The 19,016-nt window shown below is 69.5% G+C and carries 18 protein-coding genes; 6 read left to right on the top strand and 12 right to left on the bottom strand.

The window, feature by feature from the left end:
• Window positions 1–4 precede the first annotated feature (4 nt).
• Window positions 5–805: an alpha/beta fold hydrolase gene (locus tag IEY36_RS18255; protein WP_229681409.1), complete on the bottom strand. Its 801-nt coding sequence runs from the start codon at window positions 803–805 to the stop codon at window positions 5–7.
• Between the two features lie 543 nt (window positions 806–1,348).
• Between IEY36_RS18255 and IEY36_RS18260 the strand changes: the two genes are divergently transcribed.
• A complete protein-coding gene (locus tag IEY36_RS18260) occupies window positions 1,349–2,329 on the top strand; it encodes a Bug family tripartite tricarboxylate transporter substrate binding protein (RefSeq protein ID WP_188969324.1) in 981 nt (326 codons plus the stop codon).
• Here IEY36_RS18260 and IEY36_RS18265 read toward each other — a convergent pair.
• Entirely contained in the window at window positions 2,322–2,984 is a 663-nt protein-coding gene (locus IEY36_RS18265) for a glutathione S-transferase family protein (protein WP_188969325.1), read from the bottom strand. The genes IEY36_RS18260 and IEY36_RS18265 overlap by 8 nt on opposite strands.
• A 67-nt stretch (window positions 2,985–3,051) precedes the next feature.
• On the opposite strand from IEY36_RS18265, the gene IEY36_RS18270 reads away from it, so the two are divergent.
• On the top strand, window positions 3,052–3,489 hold the full coding sequence (locus tag IEY36_RS18270; protein ID WP_188969328.1) for a PaaI family thioesterase: 438 nt from the start codon (window positions 3,052–3,054) through the stop codon (window positions 3,487–3,489).
• A 47-nt stretch (window positions 3,490–3,536) separates the two neighbouring features.
• Window positions 3,537–4,739 (top strand): acetyl-CoA C-acyltransferase, encoded by a 1,203-nt coding sequence (locus tag IEY36_RS18275; RefSeq protein WP_188969330.1) that lies wholly within the window; start codon window positions 3,537–3,539, stop codon window positions 4,737–4,739.
• Window positions 4,740–4,793: 54 nt separating this feature from the next.
• Here the strand turns inward: IEY36_RS18275 and IEY36_RS18280 are convergent, their stop codons facing one another.
• The 5 genes from IEY36_RS18280 to dapB form a co-directional block, all read right to left on the bottom strand.
• Complete coding sequence (locus tag IEY36_RS18280) at window positions 4,794–6,401, bottom strand: ABC transporter substrate-binding protein (protein WP_229681410.1); 1,608 nt, start codon at window positions 6,399–6,401, stop codon at window positions 4,794–4,796.
• 424 nt (window positions 6,402–6,825) lie between these two features.
• Entirely contained in the window at window positions 6,826–7,584 is a 759-nt protein-coding gene (locus tag IEY36_RS18285) for an SDR family NAD(P)-dependent oxidoreductase (RefSeq protein WP_188969332.1), read from the bottom strand.
• Window positions 7,575–8,318, bottom strand: coding sequence for a tRNA (guanine(46)-N(7))-methyltransferase TrmB (gene trmB, locus IEY36_RS18290; protein WP_188969334.1), 744 nt, complete (start codon window positions 8,316–8,318; stop codon window positions 7,575–7,577). The genes IEY36_RS18285 and trmB overlap by 10 nt, the downstream gene beginning before the upstream one ends.
• 14 nt (window positions 8,319–8,332) lie before the next feature.
• Window positions 8,333–9,520, bottom strand: a complete 1,188-nt coding sequence (gene metK, locus IEY36_RS18295) for a methionine adenosyltransferase (RefSeq protein WP_188969336.1) — start codon at window positions 9,518–9,520, stop codon at window positions 8,333–8,335.
• Window positions 9,521–9,928: 408 nt separating this feature from the next.
• The gene (gene dapB / locus IEY36_RS18300; RefSeq protein WP_188969338.1) at window positions 9,929–10,711 is read right to left on the bottom strand and encodes a 4-hydroxy-tetrahydrodipicolinate reductase; all 783 of its coding nucleotides are present in this window, start codon (window positions 10,709–10,711) and stop codon (window positions 9,929–9,931) included.
• Window positions 10,712–10,892: 181 nt separating this feature from the next.
• On the opposite strand from dapB, the gene IEY36_RS18305 reads away from it, so the two are divergent.
• The gene (locus tag IEY36_RS18305; protein WP_229681411.1) at window positions 10,893–11,279 is read left to right on the top strand and encodes a PRC-barrel domain-containing protein; all 387 of its coding nucleotides are present in this window, start codon (window positions 10,893–10,895) and stop codon (window positions 11,277–11,279) included.
• 123 nt (window positions 11,280–11,402) lie between these two features.
• Here IEY36_RS18305 and dnaJ read toward each other — a convergent pair whose 3' ends face one another.
• Window positions 11,403–12,557 carry a molecular chaperone DnaJ gene (dnaJ, locus tag IEY36_RS18310; protein WP_188969340.1) on the bottom strand — a complete coding sequence of 385 codons (1,155 nt, stop codon included), beginning with the start codon at window positions 12,555–12,557 and terminating at the stop codon, window positions 11,403–11,405.
• A gap of 267 nt (window positions 12,558–12,824) precedes the next feature.
• Complete coding sequence (dnaK, locus tag IEY36_RS18315; RefSeq protein WP_188969347.1) at window positions 12,825–14,750, bottom strand: molecular chaperone DnaK; 1,926 nt, start codon at window positions 14,748–14,750, stop codon at window positions 12,825–12,827.
• A gap of 328 nt (window positions 14,751–15,078) precedes the next feature.
• On the opposite strand from dnaK, the gene IEY36_RS18320 reads away from it, so the two are divergent.
• On the top strand, window positions 15,079–15,717 hold the full coding sequence (locus IEY36_RS18320) for a hypothetical protein (RefSeq protein WP_188969349.1): 639 nt from the start codon (window positions 15,079–15,081) through the stop codon (window positions 15,715–15,717).
• The gene (locus IEY36_RS18325) at window positions 15,717–17,132 is read left to right on the top strand and encodes a flavin monoamine oxidase family protein (protein ID WP_188969360.1); all 1,416 of its coding nucleotides are present in this window, start codon (window positions 15,717–15,719) and stop codon (window positions 17,130–17,132) included. The genes IEY36_RS18320 and IEY36_RS18325 overlap by 1 nt, the downstream gene beginning before the upstream one ends.
• A gap of 130 nt (window positions 17,133–17,262) precedes the next feature.
• Here IEY36_RS18325 and IEY36_RS18330 read toward each other — a convergent pair whose 3' ends face one another.
• From IEY36_RS18330 to IEY36_RS18340, 3 genes are all read right to left on the bottom strand, one after another.
• Complete coding sequence (locus tag IEY36_RS18330; RefSeq protein WP_188969362.1) at window positions 17,263–17,808, bottom strand: nucleotide exchange factor GrpE; 546 nt, start codon at window positions 17,806–17,808, stop codon at window positions 17,263–17,265.
• A gap of 126 nt (window positions 17,809–17,934) precedes the next feature.
• Window positions 17,935–18,294 carry a hypothetical protein gene (locus tag IEY36_RS18335; RefSeq protein ID WP_188969364.1) on the bottom strand — a complete coding sequence of 120 codons (360 nt, stop codon included), beginning with the start codon at window positions 18,292–18,294 and terminating at the stop codon, window positions 17,935–17,937.
• A 118-nt stretch (window positions 18,295–18,412) separates the two neighbouring features.
• Window positions 18,413–18,970, bottom strand: coding sequence for an HD domain-containing protein (locus IEY36_RS18340; RefSeq protein WP_188969366.1), 558 nt, complete (start codon window positions 18,968–18,970; stop codon window positions 18,413–18,415).
• Window positions 18,971–19,016 lie beyond the last annotated feature (46 nt).

Raw genomic sequence — 19,016 nt, forward strand, 5'->3', positions numbered from 1 at the left:
GGCTTCAACTTTCTGCAGTCGTCCACAGCTCTCGCGCATAGGCCACCAGCGCCGCCACCACGGCCTCGGGCTGTTCGGGCAGCAGCGCATGTCCCGCGCCTTCCACCACCACGCGCTGCGCCATCGGTCCCAGCGTGGCCTTTAACGCTGCCTCGTCCGGTGGTGCGGCAATCGCGTCCTGCGCCGCGGCCAAATAGAGCAGCGGCTTGTGGTCGGCGACGCGCAGCCACGACTTGTCCGTGGTCGCTTCACGCGCGCGGCGTTGGGCGCGCGCCACCTCGGTGTGCCAGCCCGCCAGCCAGACACGCGCATCGCTGCCAGGCGCGAAGTAACCACGCTGCAGATGCGCCAGGCGCACATCGTCGGGCAGTGACGTGTCGAAGCTGCCGGCGATCGCCGCGCTGATCGCCGGATCGACGGTGGTACCCGTCACCGCGGCGAGCATCGCGACGCCCCGCACCAGGTCGGGCCGCAGATGCGCGATGATGCGCGCCACCCAATTGCCGGCGGCGTGGCCGGCGACGAGGGCGGTACGCACGCCATCCGCCTCCATCGCCGCAATCACGTCGCGCGCCATGTCGAACAGCGTCGCGCCTTCGCGCAGCGGGGCGGAGCGTCCGATGCCCCGCGGCTCCGGCCGGATCAGGCGCAGCCCGGCGGCGACCAGCATCGGCGCGATGCCATCGAAATCCTCCTGCCCGCGACCGAGCGAGGGCACCAGCACCAGCGGATGCCCCTCGCCTTCAAGGAAGACTTCGAGTGGACCGTCCGGCAGGTCGAGCATGCGCGTCGTTGCAGTTGTCATCGGCGTTCCTCCATGAGCCGCAGTGAACACGCCTCGACACGGACGCGCCATGCCCCCCAGGGGCGAAGCCTGAACGCCTGCCCCGCGCGGCACCCGGTATCGGTTTCCAAAGGCTTCGGGCTGAGGGCCTCCCATTGGTGTTGCTTCGCAACGTCAGTGGGTTCCCATGGTGGGGTGAGTTCGAGGGGGGCAAAGCCCCTCTCGTTCCGCGGCTCAGTTCCCGGCGCGTCGCGAGGCCACGCCCCTCCTCGATCAGATCCTGCGTGGTGTCCGGATCGCGCTGCCGTCGAAGAACTGCTTCCGGTCTGTCTCCGCGCGGTCACAGCCTGTCCAGGCCCGCTCACGAAGTCTTGCGCCAGTGCGCAAGCGGGCCAAGCATGTCGCCATGCACGGACCGATCAGCCGCGAGGCACCTTGCCCGAGACGCCCATCCATCACCCGGCATGCGGTGTGCATTCCCGATGCCGGTCCGCTCCCCTTTCTCTGGCGCCGTTGCCCTCGGCAACACTGCCATCAACCAGCCGAAAAACCGGAGGCAATGACATGACAACGCTGCATCGCCGCACCCTGCTCGCCGCGGCCCTCGCAACCCCCGCCCTGCACGCCGCGCAGGCGCAGGCGCCCTGGCCCACGCGGCCGGTGACCTTGGTCAATCCGTGGGCGCCGGGTGGTTCGTCGGACACCATGGCGCGGCTCTTCGCCCAGCGCTTCACCGAGATGTTCGGCCAGAACGTCGTCGTCGAGAACCGTGCCGGCGCGTCGGGCACCATCGGCCACAACTTCGTCGCGCAGCAGCGGCCGGATGGCTATGCTCTGCTCTTCGCCACCAACAGCACCTATGCGATCGCGCCGTATCTGATTTCGCCGCTTCCCTACGACAATCGCGCCGCCTTCACGGGCATCAGCCTCGTCGCGCGCACCGCGCAGGCGGTCTGCGTGCATCCGTCGGTGCCGGTGACGACGATCCAGGAATTCCTCGCCTATGTCCGGGCGCGGCCGGGTGAGGTCAATTTCTCCTCCGCCGGCATCGGCGCAACGAGCCACCTGGCGACGGAACTGCTGATGGCCGCGGCGGGGATCGACATGGTGCACGTGCCCTATCGCGGCGGCGCGCCCTCGGCGCAGGCGGTGCTGGCGGGCGAGACCAAGATGTCCTTCATCGATGCCGTCACCGCCCTGCCGCACCGCCAGGCGGGCATGTTGAAGATGCTCGCCGTCAGCACGGCGGAACGCACGCCGCTCGCCCCCGACGTGCCGACCTTGCAGGAAGCGGGGCTGGTGGGCTTCGAATCCTCGACCGACATGGCGCTGATGGCACCGGCCCATCTGCCGGCACCGATCGCCACGCGCCTGTCCGAGGCGGTACGGACGGCGCTGGCCGACCCTGCCTTCCGCGAGCGGATCATCGCCCTCGGCGCCGTGCCGGTCGGCGGTACGCCGGCGGAATTCGACACCTACTGGACGGCGGAAAGCGAGAAATGGGGCAACCTCATCCGCAGCCGCCACATCGTGCAGCCTACCTGACTGGCGGCGCCGTCCCGCCCATGCCGGCGGGCGGGACGGTGCGCGCCACCGATGGGCGCGCCTGCGCCGCGTCGAACAGCGCGGCGAGCGCGGGCCTTCCCTCGCGCCAATCGAAAGCGGTGTGGCGTCGCGCGCAATAGCCGAGCGCCGAGATCAGCGCGAGCAGCGCGGCATCCATGGTCGCGAAGCCGCCGGCGGCCACCTCGGCGTCCAGCGCATCGGCGACGCGCGCGGCGCGCACCGCCTCCAGCGCGATGACGCCGGGCGAGCGTTCATGGACCGGCCGCCGCAATTCGCGGTTCCACACCGCGATGCCGTCCAACATGCCGAGCACCCGGCCATAGGCCGCCAGGGCCCGCGGCGCATCCGGCCCGGGCAGCAGGCGTCGCTCCGGCGCGACTAGGCTGTCGAGCACCATGAGCACGGGCGTGGTTTCGGTGATGGTGCTGCCGTCATCCAGCACCAGTGAGGGCACCCGCCCCACCGGGTTGAACGGCAGCAGCACCGAGGCGGGGTCGCGCAAGGTCGCTTCCTCGACGGCGACACGATCCTCGAGACCGAGTTCGATCACCGCCATGCGTGTGATGCGGGCATAGGGGGAGCCGGGGGCATGGAACAGGCGCATGGCGTCGAGCCTATCGATCCTGGCGGACATACGCCATGCGACGTGCCGAGGCATCTCGCCCGTTGACGTCGCCCGCCCGCCGGGCGAAGCGGGAGCCATGAACGACGCGCCCGCCCCCACCCCCTTCGACCCCGCCGCCGCCGGCTGGGAGCAACTCCGCTGGCATGAGGATGGCTTCCCCACGCTGGTCGGCCCCTTCTGGTCGAAGAAGGGAGATGCCGGCTGGACCTATGGCCTGCTCGCCGAGGACAGGCATTCCAACGCCCATGGCATCGTCCATGGCGGCATGCTGGTGACCTTTCTCGACCAGATCCTCGGCATCACCTGCTGGGAAGCGGCGAAGCGCGACCCGGTGGTGACCATCCAGCTCAACACGCACTTCGTCTCCGCCGCCCGTGCCGGGGAGTTCATCGAAGCACGGGCCGAGGCCGTGCGCGCCACGCGCTCCGTGGTCTTCGTGCGCGGCCAGCTCACCTTCGGGGACCGGATCATCGCGACGGCGGATGGCGTGTGGAAGCGGCTGGGCGCCGCCTGACCGCTTCGCTACCCTGACGGGAAGGAACCGTCAGGGAAGGAAGCGCCATGCGCAGCGCCGTCATCGTCTCCACCGCCCGCACCCCGATCGGGCGCGCCTATCGCGGTGCCTTCAACGACACCAATGCACAGACGCTCGGCGGCCACGCGGTGCGGGCCGCCGTCGACCGTGCCGGCCTCGACCCGGCTGAGGTTGAGGACGTCATCATGGGCGCAGCCCTGCAGCAGGGCTGCCAGGGCTCGAATGTCGGCCGCCAAGTCGCACTCGCCGCCGGCCTGCCCGACAGCGTGCCGGGCATGTCGCTCGACCGGCAATGCTCTTCCGGCCTGATGGCGATCGCCACCGCCGCGAAGCAGGTCATGCATGACGGCATGCAGGTCGCGGTGGGCGGCGGCCTCGAATCCGTCTCGCTGGTGCAGAACGACAAGGCGAACTGGTATCGCCTGGCTGACCCGGCGCTGAAGGCGCGCATCCCCGCGCTCTACATGTCGATGCTGGAGACGGCGGAGATCGTCGCTGACCGCTATGGCATCCCGCGTGAGGCGCAGGACGCATACGCCCTGCGCAGCCAGCAGCGCACCGCCGCCGCCCAGGCGCGTGACGCCTTCGAGGACGAGATCGTCCCGCTCGCCTCGGTGATGAAGCTGGTTAATCGCGAGACCGGCGAAAGCAAGGACGTGCCCACCACGCTGGCGCGCGATGAGGGCAACCGCGCCGATACCACGCTGGAAGGCCTGCAATCCCTCAAGCCGGTGTTCAAGGACGGCATGGTGGTCAAGCAGGGCCGCTTCATCACCGCCGGCAATGCCAGCCAGCTCTCTGACGGTGCCTCCGCCGCGGTGGTGATGGAGGAAGCCGAGGCATCACGCCGCGGGCTGCATCCGCTCGGCATCTATCGCGGCATGGCGGTGGCCGGCTGCGACCCGGGGGAGATGGGCATCGGCCCGGTCTTCGCCGTGCCCAAGCTGCTGAAGCAGCATGGTCTCACCATCGACGACATCGGGCTGTGGGAGCTCAACGAGGCCTTCGCCTGCCAGGTGATCTACTGCCGCGACCGGCTCGGCATCCCCGATGACCGGCTGAACGTGGATGGCGGGGCGATCTCGATCGGGCATCCCTATGGCATGTCGGGGGCACGCATGGCCGGGCATGCGCTGATCGAGGGGAAGAAGCGCGGGGCGAAATTCGTCGTGGTGACGATGTGCGTGGGCGGCGGGCAGGGGGCGGCCGGGTTGTTTGAGGTCGCTTGAAGGTCGGGGGAGGGAACTCCCCCGAACCCCCTCCTTCTTTTGTCGGTTTTCGGGTCAGGCGACGCGGATGGGGGTCAGGTCCTGGTACCAGGATTGGGCCTGGGTGAATCCCGACAGTTTCCTTGACAGGCCGCGCGGGTTCACGTCGTGGACCGCCCAGATCCACATCGCCTGGTCCACCAGGTGGCCGTGCAGTTCCGCGAGGATCGCGTTCTGCGCGGCCGGGTCGAAGGTCTGTCGGGCGCGCAGGCCAAGCTCATCGGCCCGCGCATCCTCATACCCACCCCAGTTGAAGCCGTTGCCGCCCGCCTTGGCGCTGACCGCCGGGCCGAGCAGGCCGATATCCGGGTCCCAGAAGGCCCAGGAATTGTTGATCGCGTGCAGGCCACGGTTCTCGGGCGCGCCGGCGCCGGCGCGACGGCGGGTCCGCAAGGCCTCCCAATCCATCACCTCGAAGTCCAGGTCGATGCCAACCTCGCGGTAGTTCTGCTGGATCAGCTCGTTCATCGGCAGCGGCTGCATCTGGCCCGAACCCGAGGGCGAGATGATGAACTTCGTCTTCACCCGATTGTTCGGGCCAAAGCCCGCCTCGGCGAGCAGCGCGCGCGCGCGGGCCGGGTCGTAGGAAAGGTCCACCGTCGGCCGCCCGAACCAGGGATGCCCCTCATTCACCTGCCCCTTGGCCGGCAGCGCCATGCCACCCAGCAGCCCGACCATCGCGGCGCGGTCGATCGCCATGTTCGCCGCCTGGCGCACCCGCAGGTCGCGGAACGGGCTGTCCGCCTGGAAGGAAAGCTGGTGGCACCAGATATGCGGATAGGCGTTGGTCACCACCGAATGCCCGGCCGCCTTGATGCGATCCGCGGCGTCGGGCGGCGGGGCCTCGATGAAATCCACCTGGTTCGACAGCAGCGCCGAGACGCGCGTCAGCGAATCCGGGATCGGCATCAGCACCAGGCGTTCATGTTGCGGACGACGGGCGGCATCCCAGTACTCGCCATTGCGCACGGCCTCGAAGCGCTGCCGCGGCACCAGCTTGTCGCCGATATAGGGGCCGGTGCCGGAAGGGCGTTCGGCGAAACGGTCCCAGTTGTTGCCGACCTCCGCATACCGCGCCGGCGACGAATAGAAGATGTTCGCCATGCTGTATGGAAACACGGCGTCGGGCGTCTTGGTCTCGATCTCGATGGTGCGCGCGTCCTTCACCTGCCAGCGCGCGATGTTGCTGGTGTACAGGCCGGCCTGGGCGGCTTGCTGGCGGTCGAAATGCGGCGCGTTGCGGTCGAGCAGCTTGGCCAGGTTCCACGCCACCGCATTGGCGTCGAAGTTGCTCCCGTCATGGAAGCGCACGCCGGGGCGCAGGTTGAAGGTCCAGACCTTCTTCGTGCTGTCATCCACCACCCAGCGTTCGGCGAGACCGGGGCGCAGGGCGGCGGCGCGATCTGCATGCGTCAGGTCCCAGGCAACCAGCGGGTCATACAGGGTGATACCGAGGAAGCGGTTGCCCTCGGCGCCCTGGTTCGGCTGGCCGGTGGTCAGTGGGATGTCGCCCGCGGTCATGCCCACGCGCAGCGTGCCGGACGGCGCGGATTGGCCGGAAGCGGGCGAGAACGGGGCGGCGGCGAGCGCGGCGGCGCCCGCGAAAAGGTCACGGCGATGCAAGACGGGTTCCTCCGCTGCGTGAGCCGTGTGTGTCCCTGGCGAGCCTTATTGCGGCGCAGCATGGCGATGCCGGCCAAACCGCGCAAGGCGCCTGGCGGCGGCCCGCGGCGCCCGATACCGACGGCCCTATTGCTTGACGTGTGGAACCGAGAGGGCTCTGCCCCTCTCGGGCTCACCCCGCCAAAGGCCCGAGGCCTTTGGAAACCGACACTTGGTAGCGTGCGCCGCGGCCAGGACGGGTGCCGAGACCCACCCTTGCGCACGGAGCGCGCTCCGCGGGCGCAGAACGCATGCCACGCGCAGTGCCAAAAGATGGCCTTCCAAATGACCCCGTCATTTTGCGGGGTGGTTTGGAGGGGCGGCGCCCCTCCATTCTTCCCGCCCACCGGTCATCCAACAGGGCCGCTGGAATAAGGCCGGGCGCTCAGGGCGGCAGGCGCAGCGCCGAATCAAGCCTCAGCGTGGTGCCGTTCAGCAGTGGATTGGCGCAGATCGCCAGCACCATCCGGGCGAATTCCTCCGGCCGGCCGAGCCGGGCGGGGAAGGGCGGCAGGGCGCGGATCGCCGCCTGGGCGGCTTCGGGCAGGCCGGCGAGCATCGGCGTCTCGAACAGGCCGGGGGCGATGGTCATGACGCGGATGCCGGATTTCGCCAATTCCCGCGCTGCCGGCAGGGTCAGCCCCATCACCCCAGCCTTGGAGGCGGCATAGGCGCATTGGCCGATCTGCCCATCCTCGGCGGCGATGGAAGCAGTGTTGACGATCACCCCGCGCTCGCCATCCGGCGCGGTGGGGTCGAGCGCCTGCATGCGTTGCGCCGCCAGCCGCAGCACGTTGAAGGTGCCGACCAGGTTGACGCGGATCGCGCGCTCGAACAGCGCGAGGTCATGCGCTCCACCCCGGCCGACCACGCGCGCGCCGGGCGCGATGCCGGCGCAATTCACCGCGAGGCGCAGTGGCCCGAGGCCAGCGGCGGCTTCGAGCGCCGTGGCGACATCGGCCTCGCTGGCGACATCGCCGGCCATCGGCGTGGCGTCGCAGCGCGCGGCCAGGGCGGCGAGGCCCTCGGCGTTCAAATCCATCGCCACCACGCGCGCGCCGGCGGCGGCCAGCGCCTCGGCGGTGGCGGCGCCGAGGCCGGAACCGGCACCGGTCACCAGCACGGCGGCATCATTCAGCTGCATGGCGCATCGGTCCTCTCGAAGGTCCAATACCGCGGCACGCGTCCCTCGCGGATCGCCTTCGCCTCATACCGCGTCGGGTGCCAATCCGCCGCCCGTTCGGTCACGACGCTGCGCAGGGCGAAGAAGGGCTGCTCGGCGAACACTTCCTCGACCCAGGCCTGGTAGGTGGGGTCGTCGGAGGCGAGGCGCCACTCGCCGCCCTGCCGCAGCACGCGCGCGACCAGCGGCAGCATCGCCGCATGGACGAAGCGCCGCTTGGCGTGGCGCGATTTCGGCCAGGGGTCGGGAAACATCAGATACAGCCGGCCCAGCGCCGCATCGGGCAGCAGCGCGACCAGGTGCCGCGCATCCTCGGGCCACAGGCGCAGCCGGTCGGGGACCGGAGCGGTCGCCTCGGCCCCCTCGGGCACGATGCGGGTCAGCAGGGAACACAACCCGTTCTCGAAAACCTCGGAGGCGATCAGCCCGACGCCTTCATGGGCGGCGGCCAGCGCGAGAGCGTGTTCGCCGCCGCCGAAGCCCACTTCGAGCCACAGATCCTCGGCGCCGGGGAAGATGGCACGCGGGTGCGCGGCCTCCGCCGCGGTCAGTCGGAAGCGCGGCAGGGCGAGGTCGAGCAACCTCTCCTGCCGCGGGCGCAGCGGGTGTCCCCGGCGGCGGCCATAAAGCCGGTCGGGGATGCCCTCTGGCGTCAGCGAGGGCGCGCGATGCGGCAGAGTGTCCTCCGCCGTCATGTCGCCCTCCTCGGTCACCGGCCGAAGGCGCGCTTCAGCTCATCCACCAGGTCGGTCTTCTCCCAGGTGAAGGTGCCGGCGTCCTCGTCCGGGGTGCGGCCGAAATGGCCGTAGGCGGAGGAAGGCACATAGATCGCGCGGTTCAGGTGCAGATGCTCCCGGATGCCGCGCGGCGAGAGGTTCACCAGGCCATCAATGACCTTGGCGAGCTTCACCTCATCCACGTCGCGCCCGCTGCCATGCAGGTCGAAATAGACCGACAGCGGCTTCGATACGCCGATCGCGTAGGACACCTGCATGGTGCACTTCTCGGCGAGGCCCGCCGCGACGACGTTCTTCGCGACATAGCGTGCGGCATAGGCGGCCGAGCGGTCCACCTTGGTCGGGTCCTTGCCGGAGAACGCGCCGCCGCCATGCGGGGCCGCGCCGCCATAGGTGTCGACGATGATCTTGCGCCCGGTCAGGCCGCAATCGCCATCCGGCCCGCCAATGACGAACTGGCCGGTCGGGTTCACGTACAGCTCGTTGTCGGGGCACATCCAGCCATCGGGCAGGCTGCTCTCGATGATCGGGCGAAGCAGGCGCTTGATCTCGGCCTGCTCCATGCCTTCCTCGTGCTGCGTCGAGACGACGACCGAGGTGGCACCGACCGGCTTGCCGTCGATGTAGCGCAGCGTCACCTGCGACTTGGCGTCGGGCAGCAGGCCCTTCACCGCGAGGTCGCTGGCGCGGCGCATTTCGCTGATCCGGCGCAGGATGAGGTGCGCGTAGTACAGCGGCGCCGGCATCAGGTCCGGCGTCTCGGTGCACGCATAGCCGAACATGATGCCCTGGTCGCCGGCGCCTTCATCCTTGTTGCCGGCGGCATCGACGCCCTGCGCGATATGCGCGGACTGGGCATGCAGGTGGCACGCGATCTCGGCATTCTGCCAGTGGAAGCCTTCCTGCTCATACCCGATGTCGTGGATCGCCAGACGCGTCAGGTGCATCAGGTATTCGGGCGTCACGGAGCCCGGGCCCCGGACCTCGCCCGCCAGTACGACGCGATTGGTCGTCACCAGGGTTTCGCAGGCGACCCGCGAATAGGGGTCGGCAGTCAGGAAGGCGTCCAGCACCGTGTCCGAGATGCGGTCGGCCACCTTGTCCGGATGGCCTTCGGATACGGATTCGGATGTGAAGAGATATTCGCCGGTATCGCGCATGGCGTGGTTTGCCTCTTGTCGCGGGGATTTGCCGGCGGGGAGCCCCGGCAGGCTTGCGCCCAGAGGATCCGGGACGGGCGCGTATCGCGCGGGGGTGTGGCCGGGTCAAGGCAGGCGCCGCAGTTCCGGGCGAATTCCGGCATCAGGGCGCACTGATGGGTTGTGCTACTGCGTCCAATTTCCAATCCTTGCTATAGCGCAACGGCAAGGAATGAGACCGCGGCCGAACACGGGCTTGACCTGACGGGGACAGCCACCGCGATCGCGGCAATCCAGGGTGCCGCCAAGCGGGTGGCGGGCACCGAGGCCTGATCCGGGCCGCGCTCAGAGGCCCTTTGGCAACGCGCCATCCGGAGCGTTGCCACGCCTGGCACCGGCCCCCACTCCAGCCCAGGCACAAGCAGCCTCTCAGCGAATGCCGAGCACCTCGCCCATGCCATACAGGCCTGGCGTCCGCCCCGCCGCCCACAGCGCCGCCCGTACCGCGCCGGTCGCATAAACGCGGCGATCGAAGGACCGGTGCGTCAGGCTGATATGTTCCGACGCCGCGGCGAAGAGCAACGTGTGCTCGCCCACCACCTGCCCGCCACGCAGCGCCGCGAAACCGATCGTGCCGGTGCCGCGCGCGCCGCAATGCCCGTCCCGCCCGCTCTCGCGGCCGGCTTCCTCGAGCGTGGTGCCGCGACCGGCGGCCACCGCCCGGCCGAGCGCGACCGCCGTGCCCGACGGTGCATCCACCTTCTGGCGGTGATGCATCTCGACGATCTCGGCATCGTATTGCGCCGGCGGCAGCGCAGCAGCCATGCGCTCGGCGATGGCGAGGAACAGGTTCACGCCCGGTGCGAAATTCGCCGCATAGACGATGGGCGTGCGATGCGCAGCCTCGGCCACCGCCTCCTCATCTGTGACGGACAGGCCGGAGGAACCGAGGATCAGCACCGTGCCGGTCTCGGCCGCCGCCAACGCATGGGCGCGCGCCGTACGGGCGTGGGTGAAGTCGATCACCACATCCGAGGCCTCGCACAGGGCGACGATGTCGGTCATCACCGGCAGGCCCGGCGGCAGGGTGGCAAGCGCGGCACCGGGGCGGATCGTGCCGCCGGAGAGGGTCGCGCCGGCGGCGACGATTTCCTCGGCCAGAAGGCGCCCCATGCGGCCGGCGATGCCGGCAATGCCGATGCGGATGGTCATGGCGTGGTCCTTTCCTGTGGCGCCGCCGGCACCGGCGGGCTGCCTTGGCGCGGATCATCGCGCCAGGCGCCGTCACGGCAAAGGGCACCTCTCGCCATCGTCATGCGTCGGCACCGGTGGCCGCACAACCCTCGGCGCCGGCGCGCGTTCCTCTTTGGACAACCGCAATTGGAGGACACCGATGAACACGATCAACCCGCGCCGCGACGCCCGCCCCACCGCCAAGGACATGACCGCGCCGACCACGGGGCATCTGATTGCCGGCGGCAAGGTTGCCGGCACTGATGTCTATTCGCTGGAGGGCGAGCATATCGGCAGCATCGAGGACGTGATGCTCGACAAGTCGAGCGGCCGCGTCGCCTATGCGGTGCTGTCCTTCGGCGGCTTCCTCGGCCTCGGCACCAAGCACTTCCCGCTGCCGTGGGAGATGCTGCGCTACGACACCACGCTGGGCGGCTATGTCGTGAAAATCGACAAGGCCAAGCTGGAAGGCGCGCCGGTGATCGAGGCAGGCTGGGTCGACCGCCGCCGCATGGTGGATGATTATTGGGCGATGCCGGTGCTGTAAGGGAGGTCGAGGGGCACCGCCCCTCGAGCACCCGGCCAGGAAGCGAAGGTTACTGGACCGTCTGGCGATTGCCGCGCAATCGGCGAGTGAGTTTGGGGAGGGCGGTGCCCTCCCCAGCCTGCCTTAACGCGCCAGGCCGTCCCAGAATTCCTTGACCTTGGCGAAGAAGCCCTCGCTCTCCGGACTGGTCTTGCCACCGGTCACGGCCTCGGTCTCGAATTCCTCCAGCAGCTCGCGCTGCCGTGCCGTCAGGTTCTGCGGCGTCTCGACGCTCACCTGCACATACATGTCGCCCCGTGCGGCCGAGCGCAGCACCGAGAAACCCTTGCCGCGCAGGCGGAACTGGTCCCCGGTCTGGCTGCCGGCCGGGATCGTCACCCGTGCCCGGCCGCCATCGATGCTCGGTACTTCCACATGCCCCCCCAGCGCGGCCTGGGTCATGCGCAAGGGCACGCGGATGAAGATGTTCGAACCGTCGCGCTGGAAGATCGGGTGCGGCTTCACCGCGATATCCACATAGAGGTCGCCTGCGGGCGCACCGCGCAGCCCGGCCTCGCCCTCACCCGTCAGGCGGATGCGCGTGCCGTCCTCGACTCCGGGCGGGATGGTGACGTTCAGCGTGCGCTCACGCTGCACGCGGCCGGCGCCATGGCAGATCTTGCAGGGGTTCTTGATGGTGCGGCCCGACCCGCCGCAGGTCGGGCAGGTCCGCTCGATCAGGAAGAAGCCCTGCTGCGCGCGCACCTTGCCCGCCCCGTTGCAGGTGCCGCAGGTCTGCACGCCCGCGGCCGAGCCATCCTCCGCCCCGGTGCCCTTGCAGGCCTCGCAGGAAACCGAGGAGGGGATGCGGATATTCGTCTTGCTGCCCGCGAAGGCTTCCTCAAGGGTGATTTCGACCTGGGTGCGCAGGTCCTGGCCGCGCCCGGTGGCGCCACCGCGGCCACCGCGCCCGCCGCCACCGAACCGGCCGAACATCTCCTCGAAGATGTCCTCGAAACCGCCGCCGAAGGGGCCGCCCTGGAAGCCGCCGCCACCGCTGCCGGGCCCGCCCTGTTCGAAGGCGGCATGGCCGAAGCGGTCATAGGCCGCGCGCTTCTCGCTGTCCTTGAGGACGTCGTAGGCCTCGTTCAATTCCTTGAAGCGCGGCTCGGCATCCTTGTCCCCGTGGTTGCGGTCGGGGTGGTACTTCATCGCGAGCTTGCGATAGGCCTTCTTCAGCGCGTCCTCATCGGCATCGCGGCCGACGCCGAGGACTTCGTAGTAGTCACGCTTAGACATTGCTCATGCCCTCAAACGACGGGCGGCCGGCATCCGCCGGCCTTGCCTTCGCGCCATGCACTGGTGCGTTGGCGACAACGGTCAGCCAGAGCGCGGTCGCGCCGTGCGCTCGCGGATCGCGGCTTGCCGCGATCCAACGAGTTGCCTGCACTGGCGCATCTGCTGCCGATCGGCGCGCATTCGTCACGACAGTAGTCCCGAAATAGGCGCCGCCCGACCCTCGTGGGAGTCGGGCGGCGTTGCTCATGGTCGACGCAGATCGCCCGGTCAGGACGGCTTGCGCTTGTTCGGGTCCACTTCCTCGAACTCGGCGTCGACAACCTTGTCGTTGCCGCCGGCGCCCGGGGCGCCACCCGAGGCAGGGGCCTCCGCGGCCGCGGAGGCTTCCGCCTGCGCCTTGTACAGCGCCTCGCCCATCTTCATCGCGGCCTGGCCCAGGCGCTCGGAAGCGCGGGTCATCGCCTCGACATCCTGCTTCTCGATCGCCGCCTTCGCCTCGGTCACGGCGGACTCCACATCGGCCTTCTCGGCCGCGGGAACCTTGTCGCCGCTTTCCTTCAACGTGCGCTCGGTCTGATGCACCAGGGCTTCGAGCTGGTTGCGCGTCTCGACAGCCTCGCGGCGCTTCTTGTCCGCCTCGGCATTGGCCTCGGCGTCCTTCACCATCCGCTCGATGTCGGCATCCGACAGGCCGGACTTGGCCTGGATGCGGATCTGCTGCTCCTTGCCGGTGGCCTTGTCCTTCGCGCTGACGGAGACGATGCCGTTCGCGTCGATGTCGAAGGTCACTTCCACCTGCGGTACGCCGCGCGGCGCCGGCGGGATGCCGGTCAGGTCGAAGGTGCCGAGCTGCTTGTTGTCGGCCGCCATCTCCCGCTCGCCCTGGTAGACCTTGATGGTCACCGCGGTCTGGTTGTCGTCGGCCGTCGAGAAGACCTGCGACTTCTTGGTGGGAATGGTGGTGTTGCGGTCGATCAGCCGGGTGAACACGCCACCCAGCGTCTCGATGCCGAGGCTCAACGGGGTCACGTCGAGCAGCAGCACGTCCTTGACGTCGCCCTTGAGCACGCCGCCCTGGATCGCGGCGCCGATCGCGACCACTTCATCCGGGTTGACGTTGCGCGCGGGCTCCTTGCCGAAGAAGGACTTCACCGCCTCGACGACCTTCGGCATGCGCGTCATGCCGCCGACCAGGATGACCTCGTCGATCTCGCCGGCCGTCAGCCCGGCATCCTTCAGCGCCTGCTTGCAGGGCTCCAGGGTGCGCTGGATCAGGTCATCGACCAGGGCTTCCAGCTTCGAGCGCGTCAGCTTCATCACCAGGTGCTTCGGCCCGGAGGCGTCGGCGGTGACGAAGGGCAGGTTGACCTCAGTCTCCTTGGCGGAGGACAGCTCGATCTTCGCCTTCTCGGCCGCTTCCTTCAGGCGCTGCAGGGCGAGCTTGTCGCCGCGCAGGTCAATGCCCTGCTCCTTGCGGAACTCATCGGCCAGGTAGTCGATGACGCGCTGGTCGAAATCCTCGCCGCCGAGGAAGGTGTCGCCATTGGTCGACTTCACCTCGAAGACGCCGTCGCCGATCTCGAGCACCGACACGTCGAAGGTGCCGCCGCCAAGGTCGTACACCGCGATGGTGCCGCCCTTCTTCTGGTCCATGCCATAGGCGAGCGCGGCGGCCGTCGGCTCATTGATGATGCGCAGCACTTCGAGGCCGGCGATCGCGCCGGCTTCCTTGGTCGCCTGGCGCTGGGCGTCGTTGAAGTAGGCCGGCACGGTGATGACGGCCTGGGAGACGGTCTCGCCGAGAAAGGACTCGGCGGTCTCCTTCATTTTCGTCAGCACCATCGCGCTGACCTGCTGCGGCGCGTAGGACTGGCCGTCCACTTCCACCCAGGCGTCGCCATTGGCGGCCTTGGTAATCTTGAAGGGCGCGAGGCCGATGTCCTTCTGCACCATCGGGTCGTCGAAGCGGCGGCCGATCAGGCGCTTCACCGCATAGAGCGTGCCCATGGGGTTGGTGACCGCCTGGCGCTTGGCGGACTGGCCGACCAGCCGCTCGCCATTCTTGGCGAAGGCGACCATCGACGGGGTGGTACGGGCACCCTCGGCGTTCTCAATGACCCTGACGTCCTTGCCTTCCATGATGGCGACGCAGGAATTGGTGGTGCCGAGGTCGATGCCGATGACCTTGCTCATCCGAGTACTCTCCTCTGCGGCAGGCGGGGACGGCCCGAATAGTGGCGCCATGCCCGCCCCCTGTGCTGAACCGGCGGCGAGCGCCGCCGCGGATGGGGTGGTTGGGGGGCCCCGCGCAAGGCGAGGCAACGTGACAGACGGGATGTATTGATCCGCGAGGCTGCGGACAAGTCCCGGAAGGCCCCTGGATTCACGCGGAGGCGACGCGCCGTGTGCGCATGGGCACTTTGCGACGGATCAAGGCGCGCGGCAGGCCGGGGGTATCGTTGCCATGACGACACAATGCCACTTATCCTCGGGTACGAATTCAACAGGGATTGTCGCGCCGATGCCGATCATCGAGGGGCTGATGCCCGTCAACAGCGACGCCCTGCATCTCTACGGCGCATTGATGAACAATGCGGCACTGGCGGCCGATGTCCGCGACACCTGCGTGGTCGCCCTGCAGGCGGTCGGCCGGTCGCGTTGGGACCAGCACCACCAGGACCTGGCCCTGGCCAAGCCCGGGGAAGGCGATTTTGACCGGGCGGTGAACTGCTACGTCAGCGTCATCAAATGGGCCGTCATGTCGGGTGCGCTGTCAGTGCTGCGGGCGGGCCGATTCTGCCAGGAACTGTCGGACGCCGCGAGCTCGGTGGATGGCGCCAACAAGACGGCGCGGCAACTCATTCACACGCTGATGCCAGTGCGCGGTTATGTGGCTGGGGACAACGTGCCGCTGGGCGCGATGGTCTATCACGGCGACCGCGACAACCCGATCGCGCATGTCACCCTGCATGTCGGCAACAACATGGTCGTCGGCTGCTGGGCCGCCGCCTACCTGCAGAGCGACGCGCTGCGTGCGCAATTCGAATCCCAGATCGACCGCGGCTGGCTCGGTGACACGATGCTGACACCGATCGACGCCTTCGGATCCAACCAGCTCGACTATTCGCTGAACCCGTTCTGGCAGGACCTGCCGGTCTGATGGGCGACGCTAGAGGCTCTGCCGGCGAAGGCATGGCGCTGGCGCCGGGCTTCGGCCGCCGGTCATTGCTGCGGCTGCTCGCGGCCGCTGCCGCCGCGCCCATCCTGCCCGGCGCGGCCGACGCCCAGGCGCCGGCGCGGGCCCTCAACGTCATCGTCATCGGTGCCGGCCTGTCCGGTCTCGGCGCCGCCCGAGCCCTGGCCGATGCTGGTCATCGCGTCACCGTGCTGGAAGCCCGCCCGCGCACCGGTGGCCGCCTGCACACGGTCGACTTCCGCGGCGTCCGCCTCGACATGGGCGGCGCCTGGATCCACGGGCCGGAGGGCAACCCCCTCACCCCCCTGGCCGACGCTGCCGGCATCCGCCGCATGCCGACCTACGACGCCCGCTCCATCATGGCCGATGCCGATGGCCGGCGCCTGACCGAGGCCGAGACCACCGCCATCTTCGACACGGTCGGCCGGCTGATCGCCCATGACAGCCCCTATGCCTATGCCGGCGCGCGCGACGTCTCGTTGGCCGAGGCGGTGCCGATCCTCGACCCCACCACCCGAACCACGCCCTACGACCAGCGTGTCGCCGCCTGGCTGTCCTCCTACGTCGCCGGCTATGCCGGAGGCGATGCGGCGGAGGTCTCCGCCCAGGGCTGGTTCGGGGGCGAGGGTGAGATCCCGGAGGAGAACCACCTCCTCGCCCAGGGCTACAACGCCATCACCGATCTGCTGGGTCGCGGCCTCGACATAAAGTTGCGCCAGGTGGTGCGCTCGGTGCGGTTGACCGGGTCCGGCGTGGTGGTGGCGACGGCAGACCAGGCTTATTTCGCTGACCGCGTGGTGGTGACGCTGCCGCTTGGCGTGCTCAAGCGCGGCGATGTCGCCTTCGACCCGCCGCTGCCCGCCGCCCATCAGGGCGCCATCGCGCGCATCGGCAATGGCCTGCTGAACAAGATCGTGCTGGCCTTCCCCCGCCCCTTCTGGCCGGCCGAGGTGCATTACCTGCGCAGCCTGTCCGCCACGCGGGACAATGTGGCGCCCGAGATCGTCTCTCTCCAGCCGCATCTGGGCGTGCCGGTGCTGGTGGCGCTGGTCGGCGGGTCCGCCGCGCAGCGTATCGAGATGCTGCCTGATGCCGCGCAGGTCGACCTGGTGATGGAGGTGCTGCGACGGATGTTCGGCACCGGCATTCCGCGCCCGGTGGACAGCCGCGTCACCCGCTGGTCGCGCGATATCCACGCGCGCGGGGCCTATTCCTTCCTGCCGGTGGGGGCGTCGATCGGCGACCACGCCGCGCTGTCGCGCCCGGTGGCGGGGCGGATCTTCTTCGCGGGGGAGGCGGCGACGACAGAGTGGCCGTCCTATGCGCATGGGGCGCTGTTGGGCGGGCGGCGGGCGGCAAGGGAAGTGGCGGGAAGTTGAAGGCGGGGGAGGAACACCTCCCCCGAATCCCCCTCCGTTTTCTATCTGTTGGGGACTGACTTCCGTGGCCGTCGCCAATAGCCAGAAAAGGAGGGGGGCCGGGGGGAGTTCTCTCCCCCGACCTTGCCTTCTACTTCCCGGCCACCACCACCATCGCCGGCTTCAGCAAACGCCCGTTCAGCGTCCAAACCGGCGTCCAGCACGCCACCACGGACCCGGGTGCGACCCCTTCGGGAGCCGGCTGCTCGGCCATCGCCTGGTGCATCTCGGGGTCGAATGGCTTGCCCGTCGGGTCGTCCCGCTTCACCCCGTTGCGTTCCAGGACGCCGAGGAAGGAGCGTTCCACCCCTTCTATCCCGTCGCGGATCTTGGTCAGCACCTCGGGTTCGCCGGCGGCCTGCCCGGGCAGGGCGTCGAGGCCGCGGCGCAGGTTCTCCGCCGCCTCGACCGCATCGCGGGCGAATTTCTGGGTGGCGTAGGCGCGGGCTTCCTGCACGTCGCGCTGGGTGCGAGTGCGCAGGTTCTGCATCTCCGCCTCGGCGCGCAGCCACTTGTCCTTGAAGCTGGCGACCTCGGCCTCGAGGGCGGCGATGCGCTCCTCCGGCGTGGCTTCCGCCACGGGCACGGGCACGGGGGCCTCGGCCTCGGTGTCGGGGATATCCTTGTCGTCTGTCATGGTACTGATTTGCGTCTCACGTCGCGGGCGCGGCCCGAGGGCCGCGGAAGGCTCTTCACCTAGGCTGCCGGACGGCCCGGGGCAAGGCGCCCGGGCCGAGCCAACCGCGACGAAGCGTGCTGGCGGCTACCAGCGCCGGTCGTCGTGCCGCCGGTCCCGATGGTCCTCATGCCGACGCTGCTCGTAGCGCGTCGGGCGCGGCGCGCCCCAGCCATGGTCGCCGCGCGGCGGCGGGCCACCCCAGCCACGCGAGGGCGGCGGCCCCGCCCAACGGGCCGGCGGCGCCTGCCAGCCCCAGCGTGGCTGCGGCTGCTGCCAGCCCCAGCGCGGCGGCGGCGGCTGCCAGCCGCGCGGCGCGGGCCGCTGGTACCAGACCTGCGTCGGCGCCGGACCCCAGCCCTGCTGATAGGGCTGCTCATAAGCGCAGGCGGGAGCGACGGTCAGGGTGGCAAAGATCAGTGTCACGGCGCGAAGCAGGCGGGTCATGGCGCATCTCCCTATGACAGGAAGCAGCAAACCATTGCAGCCGGGCAACGGCGCGGCGTCTTCATGGCGACGGCGCGGCGGCGCGAGGTCAATTGTGGCGGCAGGCGCCGCCCGCCGGTCAGCTTTCCTCGGCCGACAGCTTCGCCATGGCGGCGCGGTAGGTGGTGTCGAACAGCGCATCGAGCGCCGGATTCACCCCCCGCAACCCCGCCGCGACGCGCCCCGCCCAGCCGACATATTCGACGCGCCGCGCATGGATCCAATTGGCCGGCGGGCTCTCGGCGATGGCGACCAGGTTCGAGATCTTGTCGGCCAGCTTGAGCTGCTTCGCCCCATCCGACTTCTTCGGCGCCTGGCTGACCTGCAGCCCCTTGCGGATATCCTTGGGCAGAGAGGTGTCGTCGGTCGCCTCGGCCACCAGCCCGGCGACCTCCGCCCCGAAGGCGGCGACCAGGTCGGCATGGGTGACCTCGGTGTCCTCCACCGTGTCGTGCAGCAGCCCGGCCAGCACCACGGGCAGCGGCGCGCCATGGGCGGCGAGGATCTCGGCGACCTCGATGACGTGGTTGACGTAGGGCTCGGCCGCCGCGCCCTTGCGCGTCTGGCCGGCATGCGCGCGCGCGGCGAACAGGGTGGCGCGCAGGATCTCGGCGCCAGGGTCCGTGCTGGGTTTCATGGCTCCTCCAATGGGGGTGTCATAGCCTGCCGCACAAGAGCGCAGG

It is taken from the genome of Neoroseomonas lacus (genome assembly GCF_014644535.1).
Lineage (GTDB): Bacteria > Pseudomonadota > Alphaproteobacteria > Acetobacterales > Acetobacteraceae > Neoroseomonas > Neoroseomonas lacus.